Origin of the sequence: Micromonospora pattaloongensis (genome assembly GCF_900107255.1) — a bacterium.
Lineage (GTDB): Bacteria > Actinomycetota > Actinomycetes > Mycobacteriales > Micromonosporaceae > Micromonospora_I > Micromonospora_I pattaloongensis.
In genome coordinates this window covers 227,698-243,745 of record NZ_FNPH01000005.1, presented here as the reverse complement: position 1 = coordinate 243,745, position 16,048 = coordinate 227,698, and the positions used below count along the sequence as shown (strand labels likewise).

Annotated in this window: 19 protein-coding genes; 4 read left to right on the top strand and 15 right to left on the bottom strand. The window is 75.0% G+C overall.

All coding sequences use genetic code 11. The features are described from left to right. Position 1: 1 nt before the first annotated feature. A complete protein-coding gene (locus BLW47_RS16075; protein WP_091557495.1) occupies positions 2-1,087 on the bottom strand; it encodes a WD40/YVTN/BNR-like repeat-containing protein in 1,086 nt (361 codons plus the stop codon). A gap of 245 nt (positions 1,088-1,332) precedes the next feature. Between BLW47_RS16075 and BLW47_RS16070 the strand changes: the two genes are divergently transcribed. The 3 genes from BLW47_RS16070 (at position 1,333) to BLW47_RS16060 (ending at position 3,015) form a co-directional block, all read left to right on the top strand. Further along, complete coding sequence (locus BLW47_RS16070; protein ID WP_091557491.1) at positions 1,333-1,956, top strand: class I SAM-dependent methyltransferase; 624 nt, start codon at positions 1,333-1,335, stop codon at positions 1,954-1,956. A gap of 250 nt (positions 1,957-2,206) precedes the next feature. After that, positions 2,207-2,599, top strand: coding sequence for a CD225/dispanin family protein (locus BLW47_RS16065; RefSeq protein WP_091557488.1), 393 nt, complete (start codon positions 2,207-2,209; stop codon positions 2,597-2,599). Beyond that, complete coding sequence (locus BLW47_RS16060) at positions 2,596-3,015, top strand: DUF2752 domain-containing protein (protein ID WP_217634863.1); 420 nt, start codon at positions 2,596-2,598, stop codon at positions 3,013-3,015. Before BLW47_RS16065 ends, BLW47_RS16060 begins: the two co-directional genes overlap by 4 nt. 15 nt (positions 3,016-3,030) lie before the next feature. Here the strand turns inward: BLW47_RS16060 and hisF are convergent, their stop codons facing one another. The 9 genes from hisF to hisD form a co-directional block, all read right to left on the bottom strand. After that, positions 3,031-3,798 (bottom strand): imidazole glycerol phosphate synthase subunit HisF, encoded by a 768-nt coding sequence (gene hisF / locus BLW47_RS16055; protein ID WP_091557480.1) that lies wholly within the window; start codon positions 3,796-3,798, stop codon positions 3,031-3,033. A 57-nt stretch (positions 3,799-3,855) separates the two neighbouring features. After that, positions 3,856-4,857, bottom strand: a complete 1,002-nt coding sequence (locus BLW47_RS16050) for an NADP-dependent oxidoreductase (RefSeq protein ID WP_091557477.1) — start codon at positions 4,855-4,857, stop codon at positions 3,856-3,858. After that, positions 4,854-5,582 carry a bifunctional 1-(5-phosphoribosyl)-5-((5-phosphoribosylamino)methylideneamino)imidazole-4-carboxamide isomerase/phosphoribosylanthranilate isomerase PriA gene (gene priA, locus BLW47_RS16045; protein WP_091557473.1) on the bottom strand — a complete coding sequence of 243 codons (729 nt, stop codon included), beginning with the start codon at positions 5,580-5,582 and terminating at the stop codon, positions 4,854-4,856. Before priA ends, BLW47_RS16050 begins: the two co-directional genes overlap by 4 nt. A gap of 27 nt (positions 5,583-5,609) precedes the next feature. After that, the gene (locus tag BLW47_RS16040; protein ID WP_091557468.1) at positions 5,610-5,936 is read right to left on the bottom strand and encodes a hypothetical protein; all 327 of its coding nucleotides are present in this window, start codon (positions 5,934-5,936) and stop codon (positions 5,610-5,612) included. Between the two features lie 43 nt (positions 5,937-5,979). Continuing rightward, positions 5,980-6,600 carry an imidazole glycerol phosphate synthase subunit HisH gene (hisH, locus tag BLW47_RS16035; RefSeq protein ID WP_091557463.1) on the bottom strand — a complete coding sequence of 207 codons (621 nt, stop codon included), beginning with the start codon at positions 6,598-6,600 and terminating at the stop codon, positions 5,980-5,982. Further along, entirely contained in the window at positions 6,600-6,770 is a 171-nt protein-coding gene (locus BLW47_RS25150; protein WP_175543656.1) for a hypothetical protein, read from the bottom strand. Before BLW47_RS25150 ends, hisH begins: the two co-directional genes overlap by 1 nt. A gap of 114 nt (positions 6,771-6,884) precedes the next feature. Further along, on the bottom strand, positions 6,885-7,496 hold the full coding sequence (gene hisB, locus BLW47_RS16030; RefSeq protein WP_091557459.1) for an imidazoleglycerol-phosphate dehydratase HisB: 612 nt from the start codon (positions 7,494-7,496) through the stop codon (positions 6,885-6,887). Then, a complete protein-coding gene (locus tag BLW47_RS16025) occupies positions 7,493-8,593 on the bottom strand; it encodes a histidinol-phosphate transaminase (protein WP_091557456.1) in 1,101 nt (366 codons plus the stop codon). The genes hisB and BLW47_RS16025 overlap by 4 nt, the downstream gene beginning before the upstream one ends. Continuing rightward, entirely contained in the window at positions 8,590-9,915 is a 1,326-nt protein-coding gene (gene hisD, locus BLW47_RS16020) for a histidinol dehydrogenase (RefSeq protein WP_091557452.1), read from the bottom strand. Before hisD ends, BLW47_RS16025 begins: the two co-directional genes overlap by 4 nt. A gap of 86 nt (positions 9,916-10,001) precedes the next feature. On the opposite strand from hisD, the gene BLW47_RS16015 reads away from it, so the two are divergent. Further along, positions 10,002-10,706 carry an LON peptidase substrate-binding domain-containing protein gene (locus BLW47_RS16015; protein WP_091557448.1) on the top strand — a complete coding sequence of 235 codons (705 nt, stop codon included), beginning with the start codon at positions 10,002-10,004 and terminating at the stop codon, positions 10,704-10,706. Here BLW47_RS16015 and BLW47_RS16010 read toward each other — a convergent pair. The 5 genes from BLW47_RS16010 to lspA form a co-directional block, all read right to left on the bottom strand. Beyond that, positions 10,621-11,736 carry a DUF2567 domain-containing protein gene (locus tag BLW47_RS16010; RefSeq protein ID WP_091557443.1) on the bottom strand — a complete coding sequence of 372 codons (1,116 nt, stop codon included), beginning with the start codon at positions 11,734-11,736 and terminating at the stop codon, positions 10,621-10,623. The genes BLW47_RS16015 and BLW47_RS16010 overlap by 86 nt on opposite strands. Positions 11,737-11,843: 107 nt before the next feature. After that, positions 11,844-13,241 carry an AAA family ATPase gene (locus tag BLW47_RS16005; RefSeq protein WP_091557440.1) on the bottom strand — a complete coding sequence of 466 codons (1,398 nt, stop codon included), beginning with the start codon at positions 13,239-13,241 and terminating at the stop codon, positions 11,844-11,846. A 114-nt stretch (positions 13,242-13,355) separates the two neighbouring features. Further along, a complete protein-coding gene (locus BLW47_RS25145) occupies positions 13,356-14,390 on the bottom strand; it encodes a hypothetical protein (protein WP_091557436.1) in 1,035 nt (344 codons plus the stop codon). A gap of 54 nt (positions 14,391-14,444) precedes the next feature. Next, positions 14,445-15,323, bottom strand: a complete 879-nt coding sequence (locus BLW47_RS15995; protein ID WP_091558175.1) for an RluA family pseudouridine synthase — start codon at positions 15,321-15,323, stop codon at positions 14,445-14,447. Between the two features lie 77 nt (positions 15,324-15,400). After that, positions 15,401-16,018 (bottom strand): signal peptidase II, encoded by a 618-nt coding sequence (gene lspA / locus BLW47_RS15990; RefSeq protein WP_091557432.1) that lies wholly within the window; start codon positions 16,016-16,018, stop codon positions 15,401-15,403. Positions 16,019-16,048 lie beyond the last annotated feature (30 nt).

The following is a 16,048-nucleotide window of genomic DNA, read 5'->3' as shown; positions in this document are numbered from 1 at the left end:
GTCAGACCTCCGCCGCGCGCAGGCAGAGCACGTCGGGCAGGTGCGCCGCGACCAGCGACCAGCTCCCACCCTCGTCGCGGCTGGCGTAGACCTCGCCGGACCGCGTGCCGAAGTAGACCCCGGCGGGGTCGACGTCGTCGACGCACATCGCGTCGCGCAGCACGGAGGGATAGAACGGCTCCGTCGGCAGACCGGCGGAGAGGCCCTCCCAGGTGGCACCGGCGTCGGCCGACCGGAACACCCGACACGTGCGATCGACCGGGAACCGCTCGCCGTCGGCGGTCAGCGGGAAGGTGTAGATGACGCCACCGCGGTGCGGGTGGGCCACGATCGGGAAGCCGAAGTCGCTGGGCAGCCCGTCGGCGATCGAGCGCCAGGTGCCGCCGGCGTCGTCGGAGCGGTAGACGCCGTGGTGGTTCTGCGCGTAGAGCCGGTCCGGGTCGGCGGCATCGCGCGCGACCTTGTGCACGCACTGGCCGAACTCCGGCCACTCGTCCGGCAGGAAGTACGCCCGGATGCCCCTGTTGTGGGCGTCCCAGGTCGCCCCGCCGTCATCGCTGCGGTACACACCGCCGGTCGACATCGCCACCACCAGCCGCGCCGGGTCACGCGGGTCGGGCAGCACCGTGTGGATCGCCTGACCGCCGAACCCCTCCCCCCACTGCGATCGGTGCGGATGGTCCCAGAGCGGCCGGACCAGCTCGTACGTCCGGCCGCCGTCGACGGACCGGAACAGCGCCGAGGGTTGGGTGCCGGCGTAGACCACGTCGGGTTCGTCCGACGTTCCGGGGGCGAGCTGCCAGACGCGGGTGAGGCTGGCCCCGGTGTCGGACGGAAAGGCGACCGGGGCCCCGTCCGGCTCCTGCCAGGACGTCCCGAGATCGTCGCTCGCGGCGACGCTGGGGCCGAAATGCGAGCTGGTCATGCCGGCCAGCAGCCGGGGCGTGCCGGGCCGCTTGTCGATCGCGGTCGCGTAGACCGCCGTCATCGGAAAGTGCGGGCCGCTGAGCCGCCAGCGGACCCGGCCATCGTCGCTGGTGGCGAGGAACAGCCCCTTGCCGGTGCCGATCGTGAGCAGAGTTGCCATCACCCTTCCTCCGATCCGGCGCGCACCGCGCGCGCCTCCCGCCAGTATCGCGACGACCCCCGACAGTCCCGCGCATCGCGCACGGTCGATCGCGCGGCCGGCTCTCCGCGCGCCTGTCTGCTCAACCGTCGCGCGCGGCGCGACGTGACGACCCGCGAGTGCCGCGGCCGGACCGCGACCGCCGCGCTAGATTGCCGGCGGGGACGCCGGCGCACGGGCCGTGCGGGGCGGGAACGGGGGCGACGATGGGCGCAAGTCGGTGGAGCGAGCTGACCGGCGGCAACGCCGACGCCGGCGCGCGGTACGCGTCGCGGTTCGCCGCCCTGGCCGCCAGCGGCGCGGACGTGCACGGCGAGGCCCGGTTCTGCGCCGACCGCGCGGAACCCGGCGCCCGGGTGCTCGACGCCGGCTGCGGCACCGGGCGGGTCGCGATCCGGCTCGCCGAACTCGGCTACCGCTGCGTCGGCGTCGATCTCGACGAGTCGATGCTGGCCGAGGCGCGGCGGCTGGCCCCGGAGCTGCCCTGGATCCGGGACGACCTCGCCGAGCTGGACCTGCCGGGACACGGGATCGCCGAGCCCTTCGACCTGATCGTGGCGGCCGGCAACGTCATCCCGCTGCTCACCCCGCGGACCGAGCCGGCCGTCCTCGCACGGCTCACCGCGCATCTGCGCCCCGGCGGGCTGCTCGTCGCCGGCTTCGGCCTCGACCCCGCGCACCTGCCGCTGAACTGGGCCCCGGTCGACCTGCGCCGGTACGACGAGTGGTGCGCCGCGGCCGGGCTGGCGCTGCACGAACGGTACGCCACCTGGGACGGCGAGGAGTACGCCGGCGGCGGCTACGCCGTCAGCGTCCACCGCCGCAGCTGAGGCGGCGACGGCGCCCGGACCGCCAGCCCCGCGCACCCCACGGCGAGCGTCGGGGTACGACCGCGCACCGAGGCGGACCGGAGGACCTCAGCACGGACCGGGAACGACCGATGGGAGAGGCGGTCCACGCAAAGGCCGCGACGGCACAGCCGGCAGACTCCGCACCCTGGTCAACCACGGGATACGGGACACACGGATGACCTTCGCGGACGGTACGGTGTGGCGCACCCTTCCCTGACATCGAGGTGAGATGTACCCACAGAACCCGCCAGAGCCGGGCTTTGGCGAACATAAGAACCCGCACGAGCAGGTGCCGCCGCCGTACGTGCCACAGTCCGGGTACGCGCCCCAGAGCGGCTACCCCCAGGCGTACGGATACCCGGCGTCCTCCCCCGGACTCAAGCCGGACAACTACCTGGCGTGGTCGATCGTCAGCACCATCATGTGCTGCTGGCCGATGGGCATCCCCGCGATCGTCTTCGCGTCCCGCGTCGACTCGGCGTGGATCCGGGGCGACTACCTGGGCGCGCACGAGGCGTCCCGCAAGGCGCGCGGATGGACGATCGCCAGCGCGGTCACCGGCGGAGTCTTCATCCTCGGCTACATCGCGATTATCGCTCTCAGTATGGTCGCGAGTTCGTGACCGCACCTCCGGTCGCGGGCGGGCGGATCGGCGGGGCCGGTCTTCGGCTGGCCCTGCCACCGGTCGTCGCGGTCGGCGCGGCGATCTGGTTCCGGGCGTTCCCCGCCGGGTCCTTTCCGTACCCGCCCTGTCCGCTGTACGCCCTGACCGGCCTCTACTGTCCCGGCTGCGGGTCCACCCGGGTGTGCCACGCCCTGGCGGCCGGTGACGTGCCGGGCGCGTTCCGGCAGAACCCGTTGGTCGTGGTGACGCTCGCCGCGCTGGCCGCGCTCTGGGTCCGGGCCGTCGTACGGGCGGGCCGGCCGCCCGCGGCGAGGGCGGCGCGACCCCGGCTGATCGCCGGCGTCGCCGCGGCCGTGGTGCTCTTCGGGGTGCTGCGGAACCTGCCGGGCCTGGAGCTGCTCGCGCCGCGGTGACGGCGGCTCCCGGCGTCAGCGCACCGGGTGGCCGGCGCCGCGCAGCGTCTGTTTGACGTCGCCGATGGTCAGCTCGCCGAAGTGGAAGACGCTGGCCGCCAGCACCGCGTCGGCGCCGGCCGAGACCGCCGGCGGGAAGTGGCCGAGCTGACCCGCCCCGCCGCTGGCGATGACCGGGATCTCGACCGCCTCCCGGACCGCGGTGATCAGCTCCAGGTCGAAGCCGGCCTTGGTGCCGTCGGCGTCCATCGAGTTGAGCAGGATCTCTCCCGCGCCGAGCTCCGCGCCGCGGCGCGCCCACTCGACCGCGTCGAGGCCGGTGCCGCGCCGCCCGCCGTGCGTGGTCACCTCGAAGCCGCTGCCGGTCGTGCCGGGCGCGGCCCGGCGTACGTCGAGGGAGAGCACCAGCACCTGGCGGCCGAACCGGTCCGCGATCTCGGCGATCAGCTCGGGCCGGGCGATCGCGGCGGTGTTCACCCCGACCTTGTCGGCGCCGGCGCGCAGCAGCGTGTCGACGTCGGCCACGGCCCGCACACCGCCGCCGACGGTCAGCGGGATGAAGACCGACTCGGCGGTGCGGCGCACCACGTCGAGCATGGTGGCGCGCTCGCCGGACGAGGCGGTGACGTCCAGGAAGGTGAGCTCATCCGCCCCGGCCGCGTCGTACGCCGCGGCGAGCTCCACCGGGTCGCCCGCGTCCCGCAGGTCCAGGAAGTTGACGCCCTTGACCACCCGCCCCGCATCCACGTCGAGACAGGGGATCACCCGCACGGCCACCGTCATGCGGTCGAGCCTATCCGCTGGTGGTCGCCGCACAGCGACCACCAGCGGCGGTCCTGATCACAGCCGGACGAGCATCTTGCCGAGGTTCTCGCCGCGCAGCAGCCCGAGGAACGCCTCCGGCGCGTTGCGCAGGCCGTCGACGACCGTCTCGTCGTAGCGCAGCTGCCCCGCGCGCAGCCACCCGCCGACCTCGGCGACGAACGCGTCACGCAGGTGGTTGTGGTCGCCGACGATGAACCCGCGCAGCGTGAGGCGCTTGCCGATGGCCAGCGCCAGATTGCGCGGCGCGGCCGGCGGCTCGGTCGCGTTGTACTGGGCGATCGCCCCGCACAGCGCCACCCGGCCGTGGTTGCGCAGCGCGCCGATCGCCGCCTCCAGGTGGTCGCCGCCGACGTTGTCGAAGTAGACGTCGATGCCGTCCGGCGCGGCCACGCGCAGCGACTCGCGCACCGGGCCGTCGTGGTAGTCGAAGGCGGCGTCGAAGCCGAGCTCGCGCGCGTACGCGACCTTCGTCGCGGAGCCGGCGCTGCCGACCACCCGGGCGGCGCCGCGGAGCTTGGCGATCTGCCCGGCGAGGCTGCCGACCGCGCCGGCCGCCGCGGAGACGAAGACCGTGTCGCCGGGCTTCATCGCCGCCACCTCGACCACCCCGGCGTACGCGGTCAGCCCCGGCATGCCGAGCGCCCCCAGGTACGCCGACGCGGGCGCCACGGTCACGTCGACCGGGCGCACCCCGCGCGCCTCGACCAGCGCGTACTCCCGCCAGCCGAGCCCGTGCAGCACGGTCTGACCGGGCGCGAGCGCGACGCCCTCGCCGGCCGCCACCACCTCGCCGACGGCCCCGCCGTCCAGCGGGGCGTCCACCCGGAACGGCGGCACGTACGACTTGACGTCGTTCATCCGTCCCCGCATGTACGGGTCGACCGACATCACCGTGTTGCGCACCAGCACCTGGCCCGGGCCGGGCGAGGGCACCGGCACCTCGACGAGGCGGAAGTTGTCGGGGGTCGGCCAGCCGCTCGGACGCGACGCCAGGTGGACCTCCAGCCCGGTGGTCACTTCGCCTCCGCGAGCGCGGCGAGCGCCTCGGCGACGGTGAAGGCACCCGCGTAGAGCGCCTTGCCGGCGATGACCCCCTCCACGCCGACCGGCTCCAGCGTGGCCAGCGCGCGCAGGTCGTCCAGGGTGGACACGCCGCCGGAGGCCACGACCGGCCTGTCGGTGCGCGCGCACACCTCGCGCAGCAGCTCCAGGTTCGGCCCGCGCATCGTGCCGTCCTTGGTGATGTCCGTGACCACGTAGCGCGCCGCGCCGGCCTTGTCGAGCCGCTCCAGCACCTCGTACAGGTCGCCGCCGTCGCGGGTCCAGCCGCGCGCCGAGAGGGTACGGCCACGCACGTCGAGCCCGATCGCCACCCGGTCGCCGTACTCGCCGACCACCCGGTCGCACCACTGCGGGTTCTCCAGCGCCGCGGTGCCGATGTTGACCCGCGCCGCCCCGGTGCCCAGCGCCGCCAGCAGCGACTCGTCGTCACGGATGCCGCCCGACAGTTCGACGTTGACGTCCAGCCGGCGCACCACGTCCGCCAGCAGATGGGCGTTGGAGCCCCGCCCGAACGCCGCGTCGAGATCGACCAGGTGGATCCAGGTGGCGCCGTCGCGCTGCCACGCCAGCGCCGCCTCCAGCGGGTCGCCGTACGCGGTCTCGCTGCCGGCCGCCCCCTGCACGAGGCGCACCGCCTGGCCGTCGGCGACGTCGACGGCGGGAAGCAGGGTGAGGGTCAACTCGATCTCCTATCTGGGAAGGGGGTGCTAGGTGCGTCGGCCGAGCGCGATCACCACGAGCGCCGGCAGGCCGAGCAGCCCCAGCACGATCAGCAGCAGCCGGAGCGCCGGGTCGTCGACGAGCAGCCAGACCACGGCGAGCAGCGCCAGCGTCAGCACCGTGATCCCGGCCCGCTCGCCGGCGCTGCGCCGGGGAAAGAGCCGCCCGGTACGCCGGCGCGGCAGCCGTGGCGTGAGCCGGCCGACCAGGGCGCGGCGGCGTTCCCGGCGGGCGACGAGCCGGGCCCGTTTCGCCCGCTGCCGCTCCGCCTCCGCCTCCCGCGCGGCGCGACGCCGGGCCCGCTCCTTGCTCACCGGAGCGCCGCCGCGGCCGGGCCGGCGGCGTCGGACACCACGCTCACAGCGTCGACAGCCAGTTGCGCAGCAGCGCCGCGCCGGTGTCGCCGGACTTCTCGGGGTGGAACTGGGCGGCCGACAGCGCGCCCCGCTCCGCGGCCGCCACGAAGGTGCTGTCGTGGGTGGCGGTGGCGACCAGCGCACCGGCGTCGGTGAGGCCGCCGACGGGCCCGGCCGCGTACGAGTGCACGAAGTAGAAGCGGCTGCCCGGGTCGATGCCGGCGAAGAGCCGGCTGTCGGCCGGCGCGTCCACCGTGTTCCAGCCCATGTGCGGCACCCGGCGGGCGGCCAGCCGGGTCACGCCGCCGGGCAGCAGCCCCAGCCCCTTCGTGACCACGCCGTGCTCCTCGCCGTGCTCGAAGAGCACCTGCATGCCGACGCAGATGCCCAGCACCGGACGACCGGACGCGACCCGCTCCGCGATCACCGGGCCCGCGCCGAGCGCCTCGATGCCGGCCATGCACGCGGCGAACGCGCCCACTCCGGGCACGACCAGGCCGTCGGCGCGGGCCGCGGCGTCCAGGTCGGCGGTGACGGTGACGTCGGCGCCGGCCCGGGCCAGCGCCCGCTCGGCGGACCGCAGATTGCCCGAGCCGTAGTCGAGCACCACGACCCGAGTCATCACTCACCCCCCGGGATCAGCCAGAGCGCGCCGCCGGCGGCCGAAAGCAGCGCCAGCACGCCGACGAGCACCACACCGGCCCGGGACGCGGCCTGCCGGTGCATCGACCACGCGCCGCCGACCAGGATCCCGGCCAGCGCGAAGAGCGCGACGGGAAGGACCGAACTCACAGCGCCGCCCTTCCGTTCGCGACTGCGGGGCTCCGCTGCGCTGCGCTCCTCGCGCTCACGGGGCCTTCCTTTCGTTCGCGACTGCGGGGCTCCGCTGCGCTGCGCTCCTCGCGCTCACAGCGCACCCTTGGTGCTGGGGATGACGCCCGCGGCGCGCGGGTCGATCGAAACCGCCTCGCGCAGCGCCCGCGACACCGCCTTGAACTGCGCCTCCACCACGTGGTGCGCGTCCGGGTGGCCGCCGGGGCGGGCGGCGCGCAGCACGTCGACGTGCAGCGTCATCCGGGCGGCCTGCCCGAACGACTCCCAGATGTGCCGGGTCATGCTCGTCGGGTAGACCGGCCCGATGTACGGCACCAGCGCCGGCTCGTCGTGCACCACGTAGGGGCGGCCGGACAGGTCGACAGCGGCGCGCACCAGCACCTCGTCCATCGGCACGGTCGCCGAGCCGTACCGCCGGATGCCGGCCTTGTCCCCCAGCGCCTCGGCGAACGCGGCGCCCAGCGCGAGCGCGGTGTCCTCCATGGTGTGGTGGGCGTCGATCTCCAGGTCGCCGACGGTCTGCACGGTCAGGTCGAAGCCGCCGTGCCGGGCGATCTGGTTGAGCATGTGGTCGTAGAAGCCGACCCCGGTGCTGATCTCGGCCTTGCCGGTGCCGTCGAGGTCCAGCTCGATCAGGACCTTGGTCTCGGTGGTGGTCCGCTCGACCCGGGCGGTGCGGCTCATGCGTCTGCCTTTCGTTCGGGGTCGCGCCCGACGTCCTCCATGGCGCGCAGGAATGCGTCGGTCTCTTCCGGGGTCCCGGCGGTGACCCGCAGCCAGCCGGGCAGCCCCACGTCCCGGACCAGCACGCCGCGGTCGAGCAGCGCCCGCCACGTCGCCTTCTGGTCGCCGCCCACCCGGTACAGCACGAAGTTGGCGTCGCTGTCGGCGACGGTGTGCCCCCGCTCCCGCAGCGTCGTCACGATCCGGTCGCGCTGCGCCTTGATCGCGTCGACCGTCGCCAGCAGGGCCGCGCGGTGCGCGAGCGCCGCGCGGGCCGCGGCCTGGGTGAGCGCCGAGAGGTGGTACGGCAGCCGCACCAGCTGCACCGCGTCGATCACCGCCGGATCGGCGGCGAGGTAACCGAGCCGCCCGCCGGCGAACCCGAACGCCTTGCTCATCGTGCGGGTCACCACCAGGCGCGGGTGGCCGGGCAGCACGGTCAGCGCGCTCGGCGTGCCCGGCCGGGCGAACTCCGCGTACGCCTCGTCGACCACCACCATGCCCGGCGCGGTCGCCAGCACCGCCTCGATCACGGCCGGGTCGAGCGCGGTGCCGGTGGGGTTGTTCGGCGAGCAGAGGAGGACCAGGTCCGGCCGGTGCGCCTCGACCTGCGCGACGGCCTCGTCGGCGGTGAGCCCGAAGCTCGCGTCGCGCCGCCCGTCGACCCAGGCCGTGCCGGTGCCGAGCGCCAGCAGCGGGTGCATGGAGTACGCCGGCGTGAAGCCCAGCGCCGTGCGCCCCGGCCCGCCGAACGCCTGCAGCAGCTGCTGCTGGACCTCGTTGGAGCCGTTGGCCGCCCACACCCGGTCGCCGGTCAGGCCGTGCCCCAGGTAGTCGGCCAGCTCGGCGCGCAGCGCCACCGCGTCGCGGTCCGGATAGCGGTTGAGGTCGCGCAGCTCGGCCTGCAGCGCCTTGCCGATCGCCTCCACCACCGCGTCCGGCACCGGGTACGAGTTCTCGTTGGTGTTGAGCCGCACCGGCACGTCGAGCTGCGGCGCACCGTACGGGCTCATCCCGCGCAGGTCGTCGCGGAGCGGCAGGTCGTCCAGCGTGGTCATGCCGGCGTCGCCCCGCCGAACCGTGCCTGCACCGCCTGGCCGTGCGCCGGCAGGTCCTCGGCGTTGGCGAGCGTGACCACGTGGGCAGCGACGTCGCGCAGCGCCGCCTCGTCGTAGTCGACGACGTGGATGCCGCGCAGGAACGACTGCACCGACAGGCCGGACGAGTGCCGGGCGCAGCCACCGGTCGGGAGGACGTGGTTGGAGCCGGCGCAGTAGTCACCGAGCGACACCGGCGCGTACGCCCCGACGAAGATCGCGCCGGCGTTGCGGACCCGCATCGCCCAGTGCCGCGCGTCACGGGTCTGGATCTCCAGGTGCTCGGCGGCGTACGCGTCGACGACCCGCAGCCCCGCCTCCAGGTCGTCGACGAGCACCGCCCCGGACTGCGCGCCGGTGAGCGCCGTCGTGACCCGCTCGCTGTGCTTGGTCGCCGGGACCTGGCGGGCGAGCTCCCGCTCGACCGCCTCGACCAGCGCCACCGAGGGCGTGACCAGGACGCTCGCGGCGAGCGGGTCGTGCTCGGCCTGGCTGATCAGGTCGGCGGCGACGTGCACCGGGTCGGCGGTGTCGTCGGCCAGGATCGCGATCTCGGTCGGGCCGGCCTCGGCGTCGATCCCGACCACGCCGCGCAGCAGCCGCTTCGCGGCGGTCACCCAGATGTTGCCGGGACCGGTGATGACGTCGACCGGGGCGCAACGCTCGGTGCCGTCGGCGGTCGTCTCCGCGCCGTAGCCGAGCATCGCCACGGCCTGGGCGCCGCCGACCGCGTAGACCTCGTCGACGCCGAGCAGGGCGCACGCCGCGAGCACGCGGGCGTCGGGCAGACCGTCGTTGTCCCGCTGCGGCGGGCTCGCGACGACGAGCGACTCGACGCCGGCGACCTGGGCGGGGACCACGTTCATGACCACGGTCGACGGGTACATCGCCAGGCCGCCCGGGACGTAGAGGCCGACCCGGGACACCGGGACCCAGCGCTCCGTCACCGTGCCGCCGGGCACCACCTGCGTGGTCACGTCGACGCGCCGCTGGTCGCCGTGGACGCGGCGGGCCCGCGCGATCGCCTCGACCAGCGCGGCGCGGACGTCGGGATCGAGCTGCCGCTCGGCGGCGGCGATCGCCTCGGCCGGCACGCGCAGCCGGTCGACCGTCACCCCGTCGAAGCGCTCGGTGGCCTCGCGGATCGCCGCGAAGCCATGCTCGCGCACCGCCTCGACGACCGGACGGATCCGGTCGACGGCCTCGGAGACGTCGAGCTGGGCACGGGGCAGCAGCCCTCGCGGGTCGCGGGAGCCGCCACGCAGGTCGATCCGGTTCAACACCCTTGCGAGTGTAGGCGGCTCCCAAGGGACGGACAGCGGCCGTCCAATGCGCGGGACGGTGAGTCCTGCCACGCTACGCTCGGCCGATGAGCGCCCAGTTGCCGGTCTTCCCGCTGGGGACGGTGCTCTTCCCCGGGCTGGTCCTGCCGCTGCACATCTTCGAGGAACGCTACCGCGAGCTGGTCCGGCACCTGGTGAGCCTGCCGGAGGGCACGCCACGCGAGTTCGGCGTGGTGGCGATCCGGCGCGGGTGGGAGGTGTTGCCCCCCGCGGGCCCGGCCGGCGGCACCCCGGCCAGCGGCGGGGTCACGCTGCACGAGGTCGGCTGCACCGCGGAGCTGCGCCAGGTGACCGAGCTCGCGGACGGGCGCTTCGACATCGTCACCGTCGGCCGGCGCCGGTTCCGGATCGCCGGCGTGGACGAGCAGTCGACGCCGTACCTGCGGGCGCGGGTGGAGTGGCTGCCGGAGCCGACCGGCTCCGAGGACGTCGCCGACCTGCTCGCCCCGCGCGTGCTCGCCGTGTTCCGCCAGTACCTCGGGCTGATCCGCCGCGGCCCCGAGGAGATCGCCGAACAGCTGCCCGAGGATCCGACCGTGCTGTCGCACCTGGTGGCCGCCACGGCGGCGCTGACCGTCGAGGACCGGCAGCGGCTGCTCGCCGCCCCGGACACCGCCCGACGGCTCCGCGCCGAGCTGCGGCTGCTCAATCGCGAGGCGGCGTTGCTCCGCCAGGTGCGGGCGGTCCCGGTGCCGCTGGCGGAGCTGGCGGTTGCGGCGAGTCCGAACTGACGGGGGCGTCGCTGCCACCGCGACCGTGGTCGCGCTCGCCGGTGCCGATGTGGCCGTGGTCGCGCTCGCCGCTGCCGACGGGGGCGCCCGCCGCCGGGCCATTGCCCGCCGGGAGGTTGCCCGCCGGGACGTTGCCCGCCGGGACGTTGCCCGACTGGCCGTGGCCCGGCTGGCCGGAGCCCGGCTGGACGGCCGGTGCGTGGGCGGGCTGGGTGGCCCGGCCGGGCATGAGCTCGGCGCCCGCCGGCTCGCCGGGCTCGGCATGGAGCGAGGCGTACCGCGACCAACCGGCCAGCAGGGTGTAGGCGACCGCCGCGCCGAAGGCCGGAAGCAGCAGGTCGCCCTGGATCGTCGGGATGAAGCCCTGGACCAGCTCGAACCGCCCGGCCCGCAGGTCCGGCGGCTTGTTCAGCACGTCTCCCACGGCGGCGGTGTGCAGCAGCCGCCGGTATTCCGACAGCCCGATCTGGCGCCCGAGCCCCCAGGCGATCGGCGCCGCCGCCACCGCCCCGGCCACGACGGCGAGCAGCCCGACCGGCCCACGGTGGCGCCGCAGCAGGACCCAGGCCCCGATCGCGCAGAGCACCCCGAAGCCGGCGCCGAGCACGGCGAACCAGCCGTCCGCGGCGACGAACTGCTGCGGCTGGGGGTCGGTCAACGCACCGCCGTCCGCGGTCTTGATGATCGGGACGCTCGGCGCGAGGGCCCGCCAGAGCAGGCCCAGCGGCACGCCCAGCGCCGCCACCGCCAGCGCGGTGGCGAGCGCGACCAGCAGCGTACGGAGCCGCCGTCCCCGGCCGGTCGCCGGCATCGAGCCGGGGGCGGCGGGCGGGTCGGTCAGCGCCCCGTTCTCACCGGCCGGGTCCGCCGGAGCCGCCGGGCCGGTCGTGGGCGGGGGCGGGACGACCAGGGGTGGCAGCGGCGGCGCCGGTGGCGGCGGCGGGAGGGTCGGCCCGGCCGCGGGTTCGACGCGACGCTGGCCGTCGCGGTCGCCGCCGGCGCGGTCGTCGTCGGAGGAAGGGGCGCTCACTCCGCGATCCTCTCAGGCAGCCGTCGCCGCCCGCACGACGGCTGCCGTCCCGGCCCGCCCCGGGGCCGGCGTCCGCCCCGCCCGCAGGGCGGCGCGGCAACCCGTGATCAGCGCGCGAACGGCTCGAGCATCACGGAGGCGGCCTGCAGCCACGCCTGGCGGGTCTCGGGTTGCAGCTGCACGTACTCGATCGACGAGCCGGTCTCCAGCGCCGGGTCGTACGGCACGACCGCGACCGCGCGGGTGCGGGTGGCGAAGTGCTTCGTGAAGTCGTCGAGGAGCGGCGAGGGTCCCGGGGTCGGGCAGGAGAGCAGCGTGACCGCATTGTCGGCCAGCTCCCCCATGCCCACCTCGTGCAGCAGGTCGAGCATCCAGTCGGCGCTGAACGCCGCGTCCTCGCGGGGCACCGTCGTGACCACCAGCTGGTCGGCCGCCTGCAGCACCGTCTGCCAGTTCGCGCTCTCGACGTTGTTGCCGGTGTCCACGCAGATCACATCGTGCGTACGGCGCAGCAACTCCAGCACCCGCCGCACGGTGTGCCGGTCGAGCTGCTGCGCGAAGCGCGGATTCTCCTCCCCGGCGAGCACGTCGTAGGAGCCGTCCGAGGCGTGCCGCAGGTAGTCGTCGAGCCGGTCGGTGAGCTCGAAGCCGTGAGACGCCTCGATCTCGATGAGATCCGCGATCAGGTGCCGGATGGTGCGCGCGTGCCGCGCGCTGCCGGCCCGCAGCCCGAGCGTGCCGCGCAGCTCGTTGTCGTCCCAGGCGAGCACCCCGCGGCCGCGGACGCTGCCCACCGTGGCGGCGGCGAGCACCGTCGCCGTGGTCTTGTGCACGCCGCCCTTGGGGTTGGCGAACGCCAGCACCCGCGGCACGCCCAGGTCGCCGCGGAGCACGGCGGCGGCCCGGTCGGCCGCGGCGTCCGGCCGGGTCTCGCGCCACTCGATCCGCGCCGGATGCGCCGCCTCTGCCGAGCCGTACGCGGTGGGCGGGTACCCGGCGCCGTGGGAGGAGCCGTAGCCGGGCGACGGCGCGTAGGCCGTGGGACGGCCGGCGGCCGGCTCGTACGCCGGGACGGCGTAGCCGGGCTCGACGCCGTAGCCGGGCACGGCGCCGTATCCGGGCTCGGTGGTGTGTCCGGGGTCGGGGGCGTATCCGGGCTCGGGCGCGTACGTGGGCTCGGCGGCGTAGCCCAGCTCCGCCGGGTAACCGATCGGCTGCGTCTCAAGGTAGCCGCCACCCGGCGGCCGCGTCTCAAGGTAGCCGCCACCCGGCGGCCGCGTCTCAAGGTAGCCGCCACTCGGCGGCTGCGTCTCAAGGTAGCCGCCACCCGGCGGCTGCTCGATCGGGCGCGACCGCGCCCGTCCGCCGCGGCCCAGCTCGGGCTGTTCACCGGTGCGGCCGCCGAGTCGGGCGCGCTCGAGCAGCGCCCGCCAGCGGGGCGCTGGTTCGGCCGGCCGATCCCAGCCGGTCTCGGTCCCCTCCACGCCCCGCCCTCCCCGCGTCATCGATGCCCTTGACACGCTACGAGGTCACCCTATTCGGACCCGCGCGGCACGCCTATCCCAACCACCAGCGTGTTTTCAACGCACGGCGCGGCCACCGGATATGGCCTGTGACGTTCATGATGCCGCCGGGGACTCGGCGGTGACCGATTCCGCCGCCGGGGTGGTGTCCGTCGCCGAGGGGCGTACCCGGGTCGGGCTGGGCGAGACCGCCGGGCCGGTGCGGGTCGGCTCGTCCGATGCGACCGGCGAGGGCGATGGCGCGATCACCCCGACGGTGCTGGTCGCGGCGGGGCTGGTCCCGACCGGGCCGGGGGTCGCGGTGGGAGCGGTGGCGAGGTCTCCGTCGGCCGGCGGCCGCACCACGTCCTGCTGTTCCGGCAGCGGCGGCAGGAACACCGCCCGCTCCAGCCGGCGCAGCTCGGGCGCGGGGTCCACCGCCCGCACCTCGGGGCGCTCCGCGACCCGCCGCAGCAGCGCCGGCGTGGCGCGTACGACCGCGGCGTAGACGCAGGAGCAGTGCGACCGGTACGCCGTGGCTTCGGCGAGCGCGACGCGGGCGCCGCTGTCGTAGAGCTGCCGCAGCTCCCGCTCCTGATCACCGTCGCCGGTCAGCGCGGCGCCCCGCTCCCGGTAGTCCCGCGCCTCGATCTCCTTGCGCTGCGCCACCTGCGCCATCCCCGCCGTCACGTCGTCCGGGACGCGCTGCGCCGGAATGCGCACGATCTGCGTCTGGGTGTGCGGCAGCGGCACCCGGCTGAAGACCTCCGAGACGGCGAGCCCGTCCAGCACCGGCGACAGCCGGCCCGGCGCGAGATAGGCGGCGAAGGTGACCAGGGCGTACGTCTCGGTCGGCGCGCTCGGCGGGGCGGCCGACAGGGCGTCCAACTTGTCCCGGCTCGCCCGCACATAGCCGGGGATCGAGTCGCCGTCGACCACGCCGACCCGCACCACGTCGCCGACGGTCTGATCGCCCACCGGACCCCGGTCGGCGGCCCAGACCGCGGTCATCAGCACGGCGGTCACCGACACCGTCGCCGCGACCGTCAGCACGCGCGGGCGGACCTGCCCCTGGCCGAGCCGGGCCATCCCCCTCGCCAGCGGCGGCAGCACTCGGCTGTCCAGCCGTCGCAACAGCTCGCCGGCACGCACGGACGCACTCTCCCTCGTCAGGCTCTGACCTGTTCCGCCATCGACGGGCGACGCTTACTCGCCGAGAATGGCGAGCGCCCGTTTCAGGTCATCAGGGTAGTCGCTGACGAACCGAACCTCCTCGGCCGTACGGGGGTGGAGGAAGCTGAGCGCACGGGCATGCAGCCACTGCCGGGACAGTCCGAGTCGCGCGGCGAGCGTCGGATCGGCGCCGTACGTCAGGTCACCGACACAGGGGTGTCGCAAGGCGGACATATGCACCCTGATCTGGTGGGTACGCCCGGTTTCGAGCCGGATGTCCACCAGGCTCGCCGCCGGGAACGCCTCAACCGTGTCATAGTGCGTGACGCTCGGCTTACCGTGCGAGATGACCGCCCACCTGTAGTCGTGGCTGGGATGCCGGTCGATCGGCGCGTCGACCGTTCCCCGCAACGGATCGAGGTGGCCCTGCACCACCGCGTGGTAGCGCTTGTCCACTTCGCGGGCCTTGAACGCCCGCTTGAGCACGCTGTACGCCTGCTCGCTCTTGGCGACCACCATCAGCCCGCTGGTGCCGACGTCGAGCCGGTGCACGACGCCCTGCCGCTCCGCGGCGCCACTGGTCGAGATCCGGTGCCCGATGCCGGCGAGCCCGCCGATCACGGTCGGGCCGGTCCAGCCGGGGCTCGGGTGCGCCGCCACACCGACCGGCTTGTCGACCACCACGATGTCGTCGTCGGCGTAGACGACCGTCAGCCCCGGCACCGCCTGCGGGGTGACCACCGGCGGCGCGGGCGGCGCCGGGAGGATGACCTCGAGCCACGCGCCGGCGGCGACCTTCTCGGACTTCGCCCGCGGCACTCCGTCGACCAGCGCGTCGCCGGCCTCCACCAGCGCGGCCGCCACGGTGCGGGACAGCCCGAACAGCCGGGAGACCGCCTGGTCCAGGCGCATCCCGTCGAGGCCGTCGGGGACGGGCAGCGACCGGCGTTCTCCGGCGGGACGCAGTTGGCCGGCGTCGTGCGTGGAGGTCACGACCGGCCTCCGGCGTCGTCGCCGGCGGACAGCCGGCTGTCGGCGTCGTCGCCGGCGGACAGCCGGCTGCCGTCGCGCTGCCGGCCGGTGAACTCCAGCAGGATGGCCAGACCGACGCCGGTCATCAGCGCGCTGTCGGCGAGATTGAACACCGGCCAGACCTGGCCGTGCGGGTCGAAGAGGCTGACCATGTCGACGACGTGCCCGACGAAGGGGCCGGGCGCCCGGAATATCCGGTCGATGAGGTTCCCCAGCGCCCCGCCGAGCACGAGCCCCAGCGAGAGCGCCCACGGGATCGAGCCGAGCCGGCGCGCCATCCACCCGATCCAGCCGATCACCGCGACGGTGACCAGCGGAAAGATCCAGGTGTAATCGGAGCCCAGACTGAACGCCGCGCCGCTGTTGCGGGTGAGGGTCAGATAGACCGCGCCACCGAGCAGCCGTAGCGGTTCGCGGTCCTCCAGCGTGACCAGCGCGAGATGCTTGGTGCCCAGATCGGCCGCGACCGCGAGCAACGCGGTCGCCATCAGAACCTGGATGCTGCGACGCCGCCGGCCCCCGGCCACCGGCTCGCCGGCCGGATCCGCCGCCGCGGCGGGCCGCGGCGCGGTCATCTGCTCCCCATCGGCGCTCAGCTGCCTATC